This window comes from Plantactinospora sonchi, from assembly GCF_036422035.1.
Taxonomy (GTDB): domain Bacteria; phylum Actinomycetota; class Actinomycetes; order Mycobacteriales; family Micromonosporaceae; genus Plantactinospora; species Plantactinospora sonchi.
Genome location: NZ_JAZGQK010000016.1, coordinates 58,309 through 74,206, shown reverse-complemented (window position 1 = coordinate 74,206; position 15,898 = coordinate 58,309). Strand labels below are relative to the sequence as shown.

Genomic DNA, 15,898 nt, shown 5'->3' with positions numbered 1-15,898 from the left:
TCTCCCACCGACTCCCCACCCACCGCCCTTCACCTCAGATGATCTCTTCACGTTTGCCGCTGTGACAGCCGGGGCCCGGGTGGCCGGAGTGTCGTACGTGCCGCTTAACCTGCCCGCCGTGGTGCAACCCCGATACGTGCAGGGCACGCTGGACGGCCTGTCGGACGGCGACCCGTCCACGGGCGACCGGCCCGGTGACGCCCTGTCACTGCACGACACCACATTCGTGGTGCTGGACCTGGAGACGACCGGAGGCGCCCCGGACGGCGGCGGCATCACCGAGATCGGCGCGGTGAAGGTCCGGGGCGGCGAGCAGCTCGGCGTACTGGCGACCCTGGTCAACCCGGGGGAACCCGTCCCGCCGTTCATCACCGTGCTGACCGGGATCACCCAGGCGATGCTGGCGCCCGCCCCGCCGATCGAACAGGTGCTCCCGAGCCTCCTCGAGTTCCTCCGTGGCGCCGTACTGGTCGCCCACAACGCGCCGTACGACGTCGGGTTCCTCAAGGCGGCCTGCGCCCGGCACGGGTACGTCTGGCCCAACCCCCGGGTGCTGGACACCGCCGCGCTGGCCCGCCGGGTGCTCACCCGGGACGAGGTGCCCAACCGCAAGCTCGGCACCCTGGCCGCCTACTTCCGTACCCCGAACCAGCCGAACCACCGGGCGCTGGACGACGCCAAGGCGACGGTGGACGTGCTGCACGGGTTGATCGCCCGGCTCGGCGGACACCGGGTGGAGACGCTGGGTGACGCGATCGAGTTCGCCCGCGCGGTCACCCCGACCCAGCGACGCAAACGGCACCTGGCGGACGGGCTGCCCCGGGTGCCCGGGGTCTACATCTTCCGGGCCGCCGACGACCGGCCGCTCTACGTGGGCACCTCCGGCGACATCGCCACCCGGGTCCGCAGCTACTTCACCGCCGCCGAGAAACGGGCCCGGATCTCGGAGATGCTGGCCGCCGCAGAGCGGGTGGAGGCGATCGAGTGCGCCCATCCGCTGGAGGCCGAGGTACGCGAGCTGCGGCTGATCGGGGCGCACGCACCGCCGTACAACCGCCGGTCGAAGTTTCCGGAGCGGGTGCTGTGGTTGAAGCTGACCGTGGAGCCGTACCCACGGTTGTCGGTGGTCCGCAACCTCGGGCCGGACGACGAGGCGTACCTGGGCCCGTTCAACTCCCGCCGGGCGGCGGAACTCGCCGCCGCCGCGGTGCACGACGCGGTGCCGCTGCGACAGTGCACACACCGGCTCTCGGTCCGGAACACCACGCCGGCCTGTGCCCTGGCCGAGTTGGGCCGCTGCCCGGCCCCCTGCGAGCACCGGATCTCGGTCACCGACTACGAACAACGCGCGGTCACACCGGTCCGGACCGCCATGGTGGACGATCCACAGGTGCTGGTCGACGCGCTGCTCGGCCGGATCGAGGCGCTGAGCGGGGACCACCGGTACGAGGAGGCGGCGGTGGTCCGGGGTCGGCTGGTCGCGGTGCTGCGGGCCACGGTGCGGATGCAGCGCCTGGTCGGGCTGACCCGGATCGCCGAGCTGGCCGCCGCCCGGCGGACCACCGACGGCGGCTGGGAGATCGCCGTGGTCCGGCACGGCAGGCTCGCCGGCGCCGCCACCGCCGCGCCCGGCGTACCGCCCCGGCCGGTCCTCGACCTGGTCCGGGCCACCGCCGAGACGGTGCTGCCGGGGCACGGACCGGTCCCGAACGCCTCGGCCGAGGAGTCGGAACGGATCCTGTCCTGGTTGGAACGACCCGACACGCGGTTGGTCGACACCTCCACCGGTTGGTCCTCTCCGGCCAGAGGCGCGGAGAGGTTCCGTGACCTGCTCGCCCGGGCCGAGGCGGCGTCGTCCGCCCAACTCCCGACCAAACGCACATGAGCAAGTGACCGATCGGACGACCTTCGCTCCCTTAGGCTGTTAGAGAAGTGCAGTCCTGCCCGATTTCGGGGTTTGCTTCCACGGCCGCTTCGCAAAGCGGTCACCGGGAGCGATCACCGGAAGGCGGGCGGTGAGCGAGGAGGTGGCTCTGCGTGGACCTCGACGCCCCACACGGCGCCGCCCTCGGAGGCGCCCGCGCGACCGAGATCACGTTGAGCAAACGCCTGCGTTCGTTCCTCTCCTGGCCGTCCGCTGAGGATGATCCGGTCACCCGGCTGGCCCGGGCCCACCGCGCCGTCCACCCGAACGCCGACGTCGGGGTGCTGCGCCGCGGTTACGCCATTGCCGAGAGCATGCACCGGGGGCAGTTCCGCAAGAGCGGTGAGCCGTACATCACCCACCCGTTGGCGGTCGCGCAGATCTGTGCCGAGCTGGGCATGGACACCGTCACCCTGGTCGCCGCGCTGCTGCACGACACGGTCGAGGACACCCGCTACACCTTGCAGGCGCTGACCGGGGACTTCGGGCCCGAGGTGGCCCACCTGGTCGACGGGGTGACCAAGTTCGACAAGGCGTTCTACGGCAAGGCCGCCGAGGCCGAGACGATCCGAAAGATGATCATCGCGGCCGGCAAGGACGTCCGGGTTCTGATCATCAAGCTCGCCGACCGGCTGCACAACATGCGTACCCTCGGGGTCCGCTCGCCGGCCTCCCGGGCCCGGATCGCGGGGGCGACCCAGGAGGTGCTGGTCCCGCTCTGCGACCGGCTCGGCATCCAGGCGCTCAAGCGCGACCTGGACGACGTGGTGCTGCAACACCTCGAACCCGAGGCGTACGAGCTGATCGACGAGCACGTCAAGAACCGGCCACACTGGGCGGCCTACCTCGACGACGTGGTCAACCAGACCCGGGTGGTGCTCCGCCGGGACAAGATCGTGGCGACGGTGCAGCCCCGTCCCCGGCACTACTACTCGATCTGGAAGGACACCGTCGCCCGGGACCAGACGACCCCGTTCGACCTGCCCCGGATCGTGATCGTGGTCGACGGCCCGGACACCGACTGCTACGCCGCCCTCGGCTCGATCCACGGGCTCTGGCGACCTGTCGCCGGGCGGTTCAAGGACTACATCGCCGCCCCGAAGAACAACCTCTACCGCTCCCTGCACACCACGGTCATCGGTCCGGGCGAGCGTGTCGTCGAGGTGCTGATCCGGACCAGCACGATGCACCGGTCCGCCGAGTACGGCATCGCCGCCGACTTCCGCTATCCCCGTCCCGGGGTCGACGGCGCCAACAGCGCGGAGCAGCTCGACTGGCTGCAGCGGGTGCTCAACTGGGAACGGGAGACCGCCGACCCGGCGCAGTTCCTCCAGTCGCTGCGCTGCGACCTCGCCGAGACCCAGATCCAGGTCTTCGCCGAGGGCCGGCAGATCGTGCTGCCGTCCGGTTCCACGCCGGTGGACCTGGCGTACGAACTCGGCCCGGACCGGGGCGACCACTGTCTCGCCGCCAAGATCAACGGACGGCTGGCCCCGCTCTCCTCGGAACTGGAGGAGGGCGACGTGGTGGAGATCTTCACCGAGACCGACGCGCAGAGCGAACTCGACCTCGCGGTCGCCCCACCCGGCCCACGCCGGGAGTGGCTCGGCTTCGTCAAGTCCCCGCACGCCCAGATGCAGATCAACCGCTGGTTCGCCGATCACCAGGAACCGGGGATCTCCATCTCGGACAAGGTCCGACTGGGTCGGGCCACCATCGGGCTCACCCTGCGCAAACACAACCGTGGACTCGCCAGCGACCTGCCGTTGCGCCAGCTCGCCGAGCAGCAGGGTTATCCCGACCTGGAAACCCTGCTGGTCGCCGTGGTCGACCGGACCATCGAACCGGACACCGTGGTCGAGCAGCTCATCGCCATGGTCGACCATCAGGAGTGAGATCCGCTGTGCCCCGGGTCACCCATGGTCCGGGTACGACCTCTAGCCTGGATTCGTGATCACCCGCCGCTCGCCGACGCGTGCCATCGGCTACAAGGTCTTCTACCGCCTCCCCATCGGGGTACGTCGTCGGCTGGTCCGGCTGGCCGTGCCGAAGTACATCGTCGGCGCGGTCACCCTGGTCAGGGACGCCGAGGCAGCGGATCCCGGCCGACTGCTGCTGCTCCGTCAGCCACCCGGAAAGGGCTGGTCGCTGCCGGCCGGGCTGCTGCAACGCCGGGAGGCCCCGATCGTCGGCGCGGCCCGGGAACTGCACGAGGAGAGCGGCATCGAGCTGGCACCGGAGCAGCTCCAGCCGGCGGTGCCGAACGCCGTCGTACACGCCAAGGGCTGGGTGGACATGGTCTTCGAGGCCCGCGTCCCGGCCTCCACCACCCAACTGGTGGTCGACGGCGCCGAGGTGTACGAAGCCGCCTGGCACCGCCTCGACGACCTGCCCCGACTGACCGTGGCGACCGCCCGGCTGCTCGCCCACTACGGGATCGGTCCGCTCGTCGACACCGATCCGTCGGCCGAGGCACGTCCACCGACGTGAGCCACCGACGCGCCCCGACACCGGCCGGCGGATCGATGCCGGCCGGTACCCGGTCGACGACGCCCCCCGGGACCGGCCGGGACAGCCTCTGCGCCGTCGTCCTGGCGGCCGGCGAGGGCCGCCGGCTGCGCCCGCTCACCGAGCACCTCCCGAAAGCCCTCTGTCCGGTGGGGAACGTGCCGCTGCTCGACCGGGCCCTGCTCCGGGTCGCGGGGCTCGGCTTCGCCGGCCCGGACACCGTCGCGGTCAACGCCTGCTACCTCGGCGACCAGGTCGTCCGGCACGTCCGCGACCGGGCGTGGCTCTCGGTCGAGCCGGGCGACCCGCTCGGCACCTCCGGCGGGGTGGCGCGGCTGCGGGACTGGATCGACGGTCGGGGCGTACTGGTCGGAAACGCCGACGCCTACCTCGCCGCGCCGGACGCCCCGCCCGGCCCGGACATCGCCGCCCTGCTGGACGGTTGGGACGGCCGGACGGTACGCCTGCTGGGCCAGCCGGTCGCCGGTCCGGCCCGCCCGGGGGACTTCGGCAACCACCGGTTCGCCGGGTTCTCGCTGTTGCCGTGGTCCCGGGTCGTGGACCTGCCGACCGACCCGGCCGAACTGGTCCGGACCGTCTGGCGGCCCGCGGAGGCGGCCGGCGAACTGGAGGTGGTCGAGTTCGTCGGCACCTACCTCGACACCGGCACGCCCGCCGACTACCTGGCCGCGAACCTGCACGCGGCCGGTGGCGGCAGCCTGGTCGACCCCAGCGCGACGGTGACCGCGTCGCCGCACCGCGCGGTGATCGGAGCCGGCGCGACCGTGCACGGTACGGTCGACCGCTGCGTGGTCTGGCCGGGCGGGGTGGTGCGCGCCGGTGAGCGGCTGCACGAGGCGGTACGGGTCGGCACCGACCTGACGGTGCCGGCCGGGGTCCCCCCGACGCCGCCCGGCGCACCTTCGCCCGGTCCCGCCCGGGCGAACCCTTAGCATGGGCGGGCACCCGTAACGCGACGCCGACCACGGATCCCACTTCCCGGTACGGACGGACGTGGAGCCGGCCGGCACGTCGACGAGAGGAGTTCCACCGGTGATCACCGCGATCGTCCTGATCGACTGCGCCACCGATTCGATCCCCGAGGTGGCCGAGACGCTCGCCGCCCTGCCCGGCGTCAGCGAGGTCTACTCGGTCGCCGGTCACGTCGACCTGATCGCCGTGGTCCGGGTACGCGAGTTCGACCAGATCGCCGAGGTGATCGCGGGGCGCATCTCGAAGGTTCCCGGCGTGCTCAACACCGAGTCGCACATCGCCTTCCGGGCCTACTCCCAGCACGATCTGGAGGAGGCGTTCGCGATCGGTCTGCCGGACGCGGACTGACCCGGCGGATCCCGGAGCGGCACCCAGGAGCGGAGCTACCCGGCGGATCGGGGAGCAGCCCCCGAAGCAGGGCTACCCGCCGGTAACCTCGCCCGGTACGATCCTCGGATGACCTCGCGGCCCGACTCCGAACAGATCATCATCGATCGCGGCGGAGCCCAACTCGCGGTCCGGGTCCACCCGGAGCCCGCCGGTCGCCCGGACGCCCCGGTCGTGCTGCTCTGGCCGGCGATGGGAGTCCGCGCCAGCTACTACACGCCGTTTGTCGCCGCGTTGCGCGCCGCCGGACTCGCGGTGGTCGTGACCGACCTGCGCGGCACCGGCGAGAGCACCCCGGCGGCGAGCCGCGCCTCCCGCTACGGCTATCCCGAACTGGTCGACGACGTCGGCGCCGTGCTGGAGCGTCTGAAGTCACGGCTGGACGGGCGCACCCGGCTGCTGCTCGGTCACTCGCTGGGTGGCCAGGCGGCACTGCTGCACCTCGCCCTCACCGGCGGCGACCAGGTCGACGGGCTGGCCCTGGTCGCGGCCGGTGTGCCGTACTGGCGTCGCTACCCGGGGCACCGGAGCCTCCTGGTGCTGTCCGGCGCACAGTTGATCAATGGTGTCGCCGGCGTGCTCGGTAGCTGGCCCGGTTGGGGTTTCGGCGGACGGCAGGCCCGGGGCGTGATCCGGGACTGGGCGTACACCGTCCGGACCGGACGGTTCCCCCGACTCGACGGAGTCGACGCCGAGGCGGCCGTCCGGACCGTACGTACCCCGGTACTGGCGATCAGTGTCGAGGGTGATCCGTTGACGCCGCACGAATCCCTCGACGAACTCTGCGCCAAGCTGACCGCCGCGCCGGTGCGACGCGAGCGGTACGTGGCGGCGGAGGCGGACGGCCCGCTCAACCACTTCACCTGGGTCCGGGCCTCCGCCCCGATCGCAGCCCGGATCGCCACGTTCGCCGCGGAGCTGCCCGACCGTCGGTAGCCCGGCGGAGGGTGGCGTGCCGGTCGGCCGCGTTCACCGCCGGACGAGACAGCGCGACGGGTCCACCGGCCGGATGGCCGGTGGACCCGTCACCACGCGTCCCGGACAGCGGGGCAGCGGAGAAGCGGATCCGGTCAGCTGATCGTCGGACCCGGCGTGACCGGCGTACCGCCCCGCGACGGCGTACCGGAGCTCACCCCCGGGCTCGGCGGTACGGTGACGCCACCCGGGACCGGCACGCCCAGGCTCTGGGCCAGGGACACCAGCGCGTTGTGGTGCGCCTGCAACACCGGCGCCGCCTGCTGCGCCACCTGCTTGGCCGCCGGGTCGGAACCCTGCGTCAGCTCGGCCTGCACCAGCTGCATGGCCTGGCTGTGCGCGGTCAACTGGGCGGTGACCCACTGCGCGTCAAAATCCGCCCCGCTGACGTTCTGCAACTGGTTCACCACCGCCTGCTGCTCGCTGGTCACCTTGTTCGGCAGCGTCAACTTTCCCGCCGAGGCGACGCTCTGCACCTTCTGGTCCAGCTGGGTGTGGTCGGTCACGAACCGCGCCCCGAGCGTCTTCACCTCCTGGTTGGTCCCCTTCTGCTGGGCCAGGTTCCCGGTGGCGATCTCCGCGAGGTTCACCTGATGGATCGACGCCAGGAACTGTTTGTCCTGTGCGGACAACGCGCTGGACGGCGTCGCGGACGGCGTCGCCGTCTGTTCTGCGGCGGCACTGTACGCGGCTCCGGCCGGCACCAGGCCGAGCAACACCATCGAGACGAGCACGCCTAAGCGTTTGGTGACCAACATGGTCGTTCCCCCCTCCGTCGTTGAACCTCAGGGGTACCCGGTTGTCCGACGGACACGCGGACGGATCGAGCCCGGCATGATCCCGTACCGTCGGGGCAGGTCAGGGCCGGAAACGCTGGCCTGACCGGTGTGTCTCCCCCGGTCCCGCCGGCTGCCACCCCGGACCGTCCGTCACCGCTTTCCGGCCGACCGGGCCCGCCGCCCGTTTCCGGGGAAAACCCGGATCCGCGACCGGTGGCAGGTTCAGTCGCCGCTGTCCGGGGAATACGACCAGCCGGTCACTCCGCCGCCTTCGCCATCTTGGCGACCTCGATCCACTGGTCCAGGGTGCGGGCGGCGGCACCGGAATCGATCGACTCCGCCGCGCGGTCCAACCCGACCCGCAGCGCCGGCAGCAGCTCACCCTCGAAACCGCCCCGCGCCACCAGGGCCGCCGCCGTGTTGACCAGTACCGCGTCCCGGACCGGGCCGGGCTCGCCGGCGAGCAGCCGGCGGGTCACGTCGGCGTTGAAGGACGCGTCGCCGCCGCGCAGGTCACCGGGGGCCGACCGGGGCAGGCCGAGGTCGACCGCGTCGACCACGGTCTCCACGACCCGGCCCTGCGCCGCGATCCACAACCGGGTCGGCGCGGCGGTACTGAACTCGTCGAGCCCGTCCTCGCCCCGCATCACCAGGACCGAGTCGCCCCGCCGGGCGAAAACCTCGGCGACCACGGTCGCCATCCGCGGGTCGAAGCAACCCACCGCGCCGGAGCCCGGGCGGGCCGGGTTGGTCAGCGGGCCGAGGAAGTTGAAGACCGTCGGCACGCCCATCTCCCGCCGGGGTACCGCGGTGTGCCGCATGCCGGGGTGGAACCGGGCGGCGAAACAGAACCCGATCCCCACCTCGGTCACGCACCGGGCCACCCCGGCCGGCCCCAGGTCGAGCGGTACGCCGAGGTATTCCAGCAGGTCGGCCGCGCCGCAGGACGAGGACGCGGCCCGGTTGCCGTGCTTGACCACCGGTACCCCGGCCCCGGCCACCACCATCGCGGTCATGGTGGAGATGTTGACCGTGTGGGCCCGGTCCCCGCCGGTGCCGACCACGTCCACCGCACCGGACCGCAGCGCCTCCGGCAGGTCCACCAGGGTGGCCCGGGTCAGCATGGCCTCGACCAGGCCGGCCAGCTCCGCCGGGGTCTCCCCCTTGGCACGCAGCGCGGTGGCGAACCCGGCGATCTGCACCGGGGTCGCCGACCCCGCCATGATCTCACCCATCGCCCACGCGGTGTCGGCGGCGGAGAGTTCCTCACCGCGCAGCAGCGCGGCGAGAAGGTTGGGCCAGGTCCGTTCCCCCATGCGGGCCTCCCGAGCGGAGCGGGTGGTGAGCGAGTGTCGCGGTGTGGCGGGTGGGCGGACGCCGTCGTCCGGAGCCGGTGGCCGGCGTCGGAAGCGGCGGTCGCTCAGGAGCGCGAGGCTGCCCCGTCGGCGCGGGCCCGCAGCAGCCCGGCAACGGTCTGGCCGGTGGTCACCGGGTCGAGCGGGTGCACCAGGGTGGCGTCGACCTGTGCGTAGGCGGCGAGCCAGCGGTCCGCCGCGCGGGCGATCACCACGCAGGTCGGCGGCGCGTCGTCCCGGTCGTCCTTGATCTGCCGGGCGATGCCGAGGCCACCGGCCGGCGTCGCCTCGCCGTCGAGCAGCAGCAGGTCGATCTCGTACTCGTCGACCAGCCGGATGCACTTCTCGTAGCTGTCCGCGTCAACGAACTCGACGGTCAGATCGGCGGCCGGTCGGGTGCCCACGGCGAGCCGCATCCGGTCCCGGACCTCCGGGTCGTCGCTGTAGAGCAGGACGGTGTATAGACGATCGCTCATCGGTTGCCAGGCTCCCACCTCGTAGCTGCCCGCCGATCGTACCGGTCTCGCCCGACGGCCGACCGGGCCGCCCGGCCCGGGGGGTGGACGGCGCCCGAATCCCGGGACGCGCGGCGCGGTCGGCGGTCAGCCGGGAAGGCCGGCCGGGCCGTCGACCACCGGTGCGGCCGGAGTTCCGGCCGGGGCGTCGACGCCCGGTACGGCAGGGGTCTGCGCCGCCCGCTCCCGAGCCTCCTCCCGGGCCTCATCCCGGGCCTCCTGCCGGTCCAGCTCGCGGTCGATCCGCCGGGCCTCCCGCTCGGACTGCCGGATCCACTGCACCACCAGTACGGCGATCATGGTGACGCTGACGAACTCCCCACCGGCCCAGAGGATGCCGCCGGCGACCTTCTGGTCGGCGAACGGGTCGGCCCAGCCGAGCGCCAGCGAGGGGTACCAGTCGCCGCCGAACAGGGTGGTGCTCTGCATGACGGTGAGCCCGAGCACGGTGTGGAACGGCACCGAGAGCACCATCAGCAGGGCCCGGGCCGGGTACGGCCACCGGCCGGGCAGCGGGTCCGACCCGACCAGCGGCCAGAAGAACAGGCAGCCGGTGAGGATGAAGTGCGCGTGCACCCACTCGTGCGCCAGCGGGTGTTCCAACGTCACCCGGTAGAGGCCGGTGAAATACAGCACGAACGGGTTGACCACGAAGAGCGCGTACGCGAGGAGCGGGAACGACAGCACCTTCGCCACCCGGCTGTGCAGTACGGCGAGCAGCCGCCGCCGGGGCGCGCCGGTGAGCGTCCGCAGGGCCAGGGTGATCGGCGCGCCGAGGGCCAGGAAGATCGGCGCGACCATGGAGAGCACCATGTGCTGGACCATGTGCACCGACAGCAGGGTGGTGTCGTACGCCCCGAGCCCGCTCAGGGTGACCGCCGCGATGCCACCGAGGCCGGGTCCGAGGAACAGCACGGTACGCGAGACCGGCCAGTGGTCGCCGCGAATCCGCAGCCGGTGCACCCCGTAGAGGTACAGGGCGGCGGCGAGCACCAGGCCGACGGCGAGCCAGCTGTTCAGCGTGCTCTCGGTGAAGATCGAGGAGACGGTGAAGGGGGCCGTTTCGGCGCTCCCACCGGCGAGGACGTCCGGAGTCGGGAGGGCGACGGGTACGGCGGTCGCGGGGCCGGGATCGACGTGCAGCACGATTTTCAGGCTAGGCCAGACGAACCGGGCGAGGCGCGTCACCCCGTCCGACGAGGGAGTTAGGCCACCCCGACGATCGCCGATGCCGATCAGGGGCAATAATGACCGCGTGACTGCGGCCTCAGCCATTGACAAGAGCCGGATCCACTCGCTGACCCGACCGAACATGGTCAGCGTCGGGACGATCGTGTGGCTCTCGAGCGAACTCATGTTCTTCGCGGCGTTGTTCGCGATGTACTTCTCCATCCGCGCGGCGGCGCCGGAGTTGTGGGAGAAGCACACCGAAGCGCTCAACATCCCGTACGCGACGACCTTCACGGTGATCCTGGTGCTCTCCTCGGTCACCTGCCAGCTCGGCGTGTTCGCCGCGGAGCGGGGTGACGTGCACGCGCTACGCCGCTGGTTCACCGTCACCTTCGTGATGGGCCTGGTCTTCGTGCTCGGCCAGCTCAACGAGTACCGCGAGCTGGTACACCACGGGGTGAAGATCAACGCCGACGGGTACGGGTCGACGTTCTACCTGACCACCGGATTCCACGCGTTGCACGTGACCGGCGGGCTCATCGCCTTCATCATCTTCATGATCCGGACCACCATGGGCCGGTTCACTCCCGCGCAGGCCACCTCGGCGATCGTCGTGTCCTACTACTGGCACTTCGTCGATGTGGTCTGGATCGCGCTGTACGGCATGATCTACTGGCTCCAGTGATCTTGGTGCTGTCACGTTCCGCCACGATGCTCCGTCCCTGAGACAAGGTCGAGAAAACCGTTAAGGACACAGGCCATGACTTCTGACACCCCCGGCGGCGCCCGCTCCCGCGGGCTGCTCTCGCGGCTGCGCCGTGCGCGGTCCAGCCCGCGTAGCAAGGCCCGCCGGCGGCTGGGCGCCGCAGTCCGGCTACTGGCCGCACTGACCCTGGCCGGCGGCGCCTACACCGTCTTCGCGCCGGGCCTGCAGGCGCAGGACACCCCGCAGCTGACCACCGCCGCCCAGGAGGGCAAGGCGCTCTTCGACACCAGCTGTGTGACCTGCCACGGCCGCAACGCGCAGGGCATCGAGGGTCGCGGTCCGAGCCTGATCGGCGTCGGCTCCGCCTCGGTGGAGTTCCAGGTCGGCACCGGGCGGATGCCGCTGCCGCGCCAGGAGGCCCAGGCCGAGCGGAAGCCCCCGGTCTTCAACGACGACGAGATCAGGCAGCTCGCGCAGTACGTGCAGGAGCTGGGCGGCGGGCCGCAGCTGCCCGAGGGCGAGAACCTGCACCAGGGTGCCGACGTCGCCGAGGGCGGCCGGCTGTTCCGGCTCAACTGCTCCTCCTGCCACAGCTTCGGCGGCGGCGGTGGTGCTCTCAGCTCCGGCAAGTTCGCACCGAACCTGCGACCGGCGAACGACCGGCAGATCTACGCCGCGATGCTCACCGGACCGCAGAACATGCCGGTCTTCGGCGACAACCAGCTGCGTCCGGACCAGAAGGCCGACATCATCGCGTACGTCCAGGAGACGCTGGCCAAGGACCGCGACCCGGGCGGCCTGAACCTGGGTCGCCTCGGCCCCTCCACCGAGGGTGTGGCGATCTTCCTGGTCGGCATCGTGGCGCTGGTCTTCGCCTCGCTGTGGATTGCGGGTAAGTCATGAGCACGCGTACCGACGAACACACCCACGGGACCACCAACGAGCCGTTCGACCCGAACGACCCGCAGCTGTCCCGGTTCGACTTCGTCCGGGAAGGCGCCCGGCGGGACGACATCGAGATCGTCCACTACGAGTCCCAGTTCCCGGTACCGGGCACCAAGGCGGAACGCCGGCTGACCCGGCTCGTCGTCGGGCTCTTCCTGCTGGTCGGCCTCTTCGCGACGGCCTTCGTGGTGGCGTACATCTGGTGGCCGTGGAAGTACGAGCACGGCACCGGGATGACCAAGTTCTACACCCCGATCCTCGGCCTGACCCTCGGTCTGGCCCTGCTCGCCGTCGGATTCGGCATCCTGATCTGGGGCAAGAAGCTGCTCCCCAAGGAGGTCTCGATCCAGGACCGGCACGTCGAGCCGGCCTCGGACGAGGAACGCGCCCTCACCGGTAACACGCTGCTCTACATGGTCGACGAGCTCGGCGTACGGCGTCGCCCCCTGCTGGGCATCTCGCTGCTCGCCGGCCTGGCCCCGGTGGGCGCGGTCGCCGCCGCGCCGCTCGTCGGCGGTCTGATCCAGCAGCCGCACAAGCACAACCAGATGTTCACCACGGGCTGGAAGCCGATCGTCGACGGCGGACACACCGAGCTGGTCAAGCTGACCCACCACGACGGCACCCCGGTACGTCCCGAGGACGTCAGCCCCGGTGGTCAGATCACGGTGTTCCCCGGCATCCCGGACGGTGCGACCAACAAGCACGCGGACTCCCCCGTGCTGCTGATCCACCTCCGTCCGGCCGACGCCGAGGAGGCCCGGACGGCGAACCGGCGGGCCGGCCACGACGACTACATGTGGGGCAACTACATCGCGTACTCCAAGATCTGTACGCACGCGGGTTGCCCGGCCAGCCTCTACGAGCAGCAGACCAACCGGCTGCTCTGCCCCTGCCACCAGTCGCAGTTCCTCATCACCGACAACGCCCGTCCGGTCTTCGGACCCGCGAGCCGGCGACTCCCTCAGCTGCCGCTGACCGTTGAGGGTGGCTTCTTCGCGGCGAAGTCCGACTTCACCGAGACCGTCGGGCCCGACTTCTGGGAGCGGCCGTGAAGCGGCGAAGGTTCGACATAGCGGCGGTGCCGGGCAAGGCGGCCCGCGAGGTCGACGACCGGCTCCAGGTGAACACCCCGCTGCGTTCGCTGCTCAACAAGGTCTTTCCGGACCACTGGTCGTTCCTGCTCGGTGAGATCGCGCTCTTCTCGTTCATCGTGCTGCTGCTGACCGGTGTCTACCTGACCCTGTTCTTCGAGCCGTCGCTGCGCGAGGTCACCTACGACGGCAGCTACCGGCCGCTGCAGGGCACCCACATGTCCGCCGCGTACGCCACCTCCCTGGACATCTCGTTCGACGTCCGGGGCGGCCTGATCATGCGGCAGATGCACCACTGGGCGGCGCTGCTGTTCATGGCGGCGATCGTGGTGCACATGCTCCGGATCTTCTTCACCGGCGCGTTCCGCAAGCCGCGTGAGCTGAACTGGATGATCGGCTACCTGCTGTTCTGGGTCGGCTTCCTGGCCGGCTTCACCGGCTACTCGCTCCCGGACGACGGGCTCTCCGGCACCGGTCTGCGGATCGCCTCGGCGATCATGCTCTCCATCCCGGTGGTGGGTTCCTGGCTGACCTCGTCGATCTTCGGCGGCGAGTTCCCCGGCGAGATCATCATCAGCCGGTTCTTCATCGCCCACGTGCTGCTGATCCCGGGCCTGCTCGTCGCCCTGATCAGCGCGCACCTCGGACTGGTCTTCAAGCAGAAGCACACCCAGTGGCCCGGCCCCGGCCGGACCAACACCAACGTGGTCGGCGAGCGGATGTTCCCGCGCTACGCGATCAAGCAGGGTGGCTTCTTCATGATCGTCTTCGGCGTGATCGCGCTGCTCGGCGGTCTGGTCCAGATCAACCCGATCTGGCTCTTCGGACCGTACGAGGCCGGCGTGGTCTCCGCCGCCAGCCAGCCCGACTGGTACGTCATGTTCCTGGACGGCTCGACCCGACTGATGCCGCCCTGGGAGATCAACATCCCGATCGGCAACGGGTACGTCATCCCGCCGCTGTTCTGGCCGACCGTGGTGCTGCCCGGCATCCTGACCGTGCTTCCGCTGCTCTACCCGTTCATCGAGGCACGGATCAACAAGGACCGGCGGATCCACAACCTGCTGCAGCGCCCGCGTGACGTCCCCGGCCGGACCGCCCTCGGCGCGATGGCCGTGACGTTCTGGGTGGTGCTGACGCTCTCCGGCGCCAACGACGTGATCGCGGACAAGTTCTTCATCAGCCTGAACGCGATGACCTGGGCGGGCCGGATCGGTCTGATCATCCTGCCGCCGCTGGCGTACTACATCACCTACCGGATCTGCCTCGGCCTGCAGCAGCACGACCGGGAGGTGCTGGCGCACGGTGTCGAGACCGGCATCATCCGCCGGCTGCCGAACGGGCAGTTCGTCGAGGTGCACCAGCCCCTCGGCCCGGTCGACGAGCACGGCCACACCGAGCTGGAGTACGTCGGCTGGGTGGTGCCGAAGAAGATGAACCGGCTCGGCGCGCTGGGGCCGGCCATCAGGGGCTTCTTCTACCCGATCGAGAAGCCGGCCGAGGCGCCGGTCTCGCCCGGCCACCCGCCGGTCGAGCCCCGCCCCGAGCAGCAGGAGATCGGCAGCGGCAAGCACTGAGCTGTGAGGAAGGGCCCCTTCTTATCGCATTCTGCGTAGGAAGGGGCCCTTTTTAACACCCGTGCCCGGCCGTTCGCAGCCCGTCGACACCGCCGACGAAGTCGAGGATGCGCCGGTTCACCAGATCCGGCTCCTCCATCGGGAGTCCGTGGCCGGCGCCAGGCACGATCTCGGCGCGGATCCCGGTGATCAGGTCCCGGGCCCGGGCCACCGCCCGCTCGGGCCGCAGCAGCGAGCTGCGGGCACCGAGCAGCAGCTGGATCGGCACCCGAACCGACCGGAGTTCGTGGTCGTCGAACCGGCGGGCCGCCGGTCGCCTGGTACGCCAGGTACGCCAGGTACGCGCGGCGAGCATCACGGGCGCCAACTGTTCGGGCGACTCGACCAGGGCGTGGTTGGCCAGCAGCCTGGACAGGCGGGGGCGGGCCCGGCGCGGGGCCAGCGTCGCGAACGCGCCGAGCAGGATGTTCAGGTAGAACCGGGCCGGCACCTTCTCCAGTCCTCCGGGGGTCCAGCAGCGTCACCGAGGCCAGCCGGTCCGCGCCGTGCAGGAGCACGATCGGCATGCCGGGCGTCGAACCGTGCTGGTGGACGTGGGTGGTGCTCTCCACGTCCCTCTCCTGCCGAGGCTGCGGCCACCCCCGCATCGCGACGTCGTACGCCCGCAGGAACCTCTCTCGGGCCTGTTCGCTGGTGAACCGTCCGATCTGTTGCCGACTCCCCGACACCATCTCACCGGGCGGGCTCGACCGGACACGACGTACCGGCGAGGTCGCCGCGGCCCTGGACGTCGCCGCGGAGGCCGCCAACCTGCTGGCCCTGGCGACCGGACTGGCCGACAGCGTGATGGCCGGCCTACGCGACGCGGAGGCCGCGCAACGGCTGCTACGGCACCAGCTGGACCGGGTGTTCGACACCGCTCCCCTGGCCGGCTGAGTCGACGCGCAAAGTCGAAGGCCCGCCACCCGTT

The 15,898-nt window shown here is 71.1% G+C and carries 16 protein-coding genes; 11 read left to right on the top strand and 5 right to left on the bottom strand.

Annotated features, from left to right (window positions below; translation table 11 throughout):
• Window positions 1–118: 118 nt before the first annotated feature.
• The 6 genes from V1633_RS18805 to V1633_RS18780 all read left to right on the top strand — a co-directional run bounded on the left by V1633_RS18805 (window position 119) and on the right by V1633_RS18780 (window position 6,748).
• A complete protein-coding gene (locus V1633_RS18805) occupies window positions 119–1,885 on the top strand; it encodes a DEDD exonuclease domain-containing protein (protein WP_331215657.1) in 1,767 nt (588 codons plus the stop codon).
• Between the two features lie 152 nt (window positions 1,886–2,037).
• On the top strand, window positions 2,038–3,819 hold the full coding sequence (locus tag V1633_RS18800; RefSeq protein WP_331215656.1) for a RelA/SpoT family protein: 1,782 nt from the start codon (window positions 2,038–2,040) through the stop codon (window positions 3,817–3,819).
• 58 nt (window positions 3,820–3,877) lie between these two features.
• Window positions 3,878–4,414, top strand: coding sequence for an NUDIX hydrolase (locus V1633_RS18795; protein ID WP_331215905.1), 537 nt, complete (start codon window positions 3,878–3,880; stop codon window positions 4,412–4,414).
• 35 nt (window positions 4,415–4,449) lie between these two features.
• The gene (locus tag V1633_RS18790; protein ID WP_331215655.1) at window positions 4,450–5,385 is read left to right on the top strand and encodes a nucleotidyltransferase family protein; all 936 of its coding nucleotides are present in this window, start codon (window positions 4,450–4,452) and stop codon (window positions 5,383–5,385) included.
• A 100-nt stretch (window positions 5,386–5,485) separates the two neighbouring features.
• The gene (locus V1633_RS18785; protein ID WP_331215654.1) at window positions 5,486–5,773 is read left to right on the top strand and encodes an Lrp/AsnC family transcriptional regulator; all 288 of its coding nucleotides are present in this window, start codon (window positions 5,486–5,488) and stop codon (window positions 5,771–5,773) included.
• Between the two features lie 108 nt (window positions 5,774–5,881).
• The gene (locus tag V1633_RS18780; protein WP_331215653.1) at window positions 5,882–6,748 is read left to right on the top strand and encodes an alpha/beta hydrolase family protein; all 867 of its coding nucleotides are present in this window, start codon (window positions 5,882–5,884) and stop codon (window positions 6,746–6,748) included.
• A gap of 134 nt (window positions 6,749–6,882) precedes the next feature.
• On the opposite strand, the gene V1633_RS18775 is transcribed toward V1633_RS18780, so the two are convergent.
• From V1633_RS18775 to V1633_RS18760, 4 genes are all read right to left on the bottom strand, one after another.
• Window positions 6,883–7,545, bottom strand: a complete 663-nt coding sequence (locus tag V1633_RS18775) for a DUF4142 domain-containing protein (RefSeq protein WP_331215652.1) — start codon at window positions 7,543–7,545, stop codon at window positions 6,883–6,885.
• 278 nt (window positions 7,546–7,823) lie between these two features.
• Window positions 7,824–8,882: an anthranilate phosphoribosyltransferase gene (trpD, locus tag V1633_RS18770; protein WP_331215651.1), complete on the bottom strand. Its 1,059-nt coding sequence runs from the start codon at window positions 8,880–8,882 to the stop codon at window positions 7,824–7,826.
• A gap of 104 nt (window positions 8,883–8,986) precedes the next feature.
• Entirely contained in the window at window positions 8,987–9,397 is a 411-nt protein-coding gene (locus V1633_RS18765; RefSeq protein ID WP_331215650.1) for a response regulator, read from the bottom strand.
• 126 nt (window positions 9,398–9,523) lie between these two features.
• Entirely contained in the window at window positions 9,524–10,582 is a 1,059-nt protein-coding gene (locus tag V1633_RS18760) for a cytochrome c oxidase assembly protein (protein WP_407952052.1), read from the bottom strand.
• A 109-nt stretch (window positions 10,583–10,691) separates the two neighbouring features.
• On the opposite strand from V1633_RS18760, the gene ctaE reads away from it, so the two are divergent.
• The 4 genes from ctaE (at window position 10,692) to qcrB (ending at window position 14,928) form a co-directional block, all read left to right on the top strand.
• Window positions 10,692–11,291, top strand: a complete 600-nt coding sequence (ctaE, locus tag V1633_RS18755) for an aa3-type cytochrome oxidase subunit III (RefSeq protein WP_331215649.1) — start codon at window positions 10,692–10,694, stop codon at window positions 11,289–11,291.
• Between the two features lie 75 nt (window positions 11,292–11,366).
• The gene (gene qcrC, locus V1633_RS18750; protein WP_331215648.1) at window positions 11,367–12,215 is read left to right on the top strand and encodes a cytochrome bc1 complex diheme cytochrome c subunit; all 849 of its coding nucleotides are present in this window, start codon (window positions 11,367–11,369) and stop codon (window positions 12,213–12,215) included.
• Window positions 12,212–13,312, top strand: coding sequence for a cytochrome bc1 complex Rieske iron-sulfur subunit (gene qcrA / locus V1633_RS18745; RefSeq protein WP_331215647.1), 1,101 nt, complete (start codon window positions 12,212–12,214; stop codon window positions 13,310–13,312). The genes qcrC and qcrA overlap by 4 nt, the downstream gene beginning before the upstream one ends.
• Window positions 13,309–14,928, top strand: a complete 1,620-nt coding sequence (gene qcrB / locus V1633_RS18740) for a cytochrome bc1 complex cytochrome b subunit (RefSeq protein ID WP_331215646.1) — start codon at window positions 13,309–13,311, stop codon at window positions 14,926–14,928. Before qcrA ends, qcrB begins: the two co-directional genes overlap by 4 nt.
• Before the next feature lie 52 nt (window positions 14,929–14,980).
• Here the strand turns inward: qcrB and V1633_RS18735 are convergent, their stop codons facing one another.
• Window positions 14,981–15,418 carry an alpha/beta fold hydrolase gene (locus V1633_RS18735; protein ID WP_331215645.1) on the bottom strand — a complete coding sequence of 146 codons (438 nt, stop codon included), beginning with the start codon at window positions 15,416–15,418 and terminating at the stop codon, window positions 14,981–14,983.
• Window positions 15,419–15,492: 74 nt separating this feature from the next.
• On the opposite strand from V1633_RS18735, the gene V1633_RS18730 reads away from it, so the two are divergent.
• Window positions 15,493–15,864, top strand: a complete 372-nt coding sequence (locus V1633_RS18730) for a hypothetical protein (RefSeq protein ID WP_331215644.1) — start codon at window positions 15,493–15,495, stop codon at window positions 15,862–15,864.
• The last annotated feature ends 34 nt before the right edge of the window (window positions 15,865–15,898 follow it).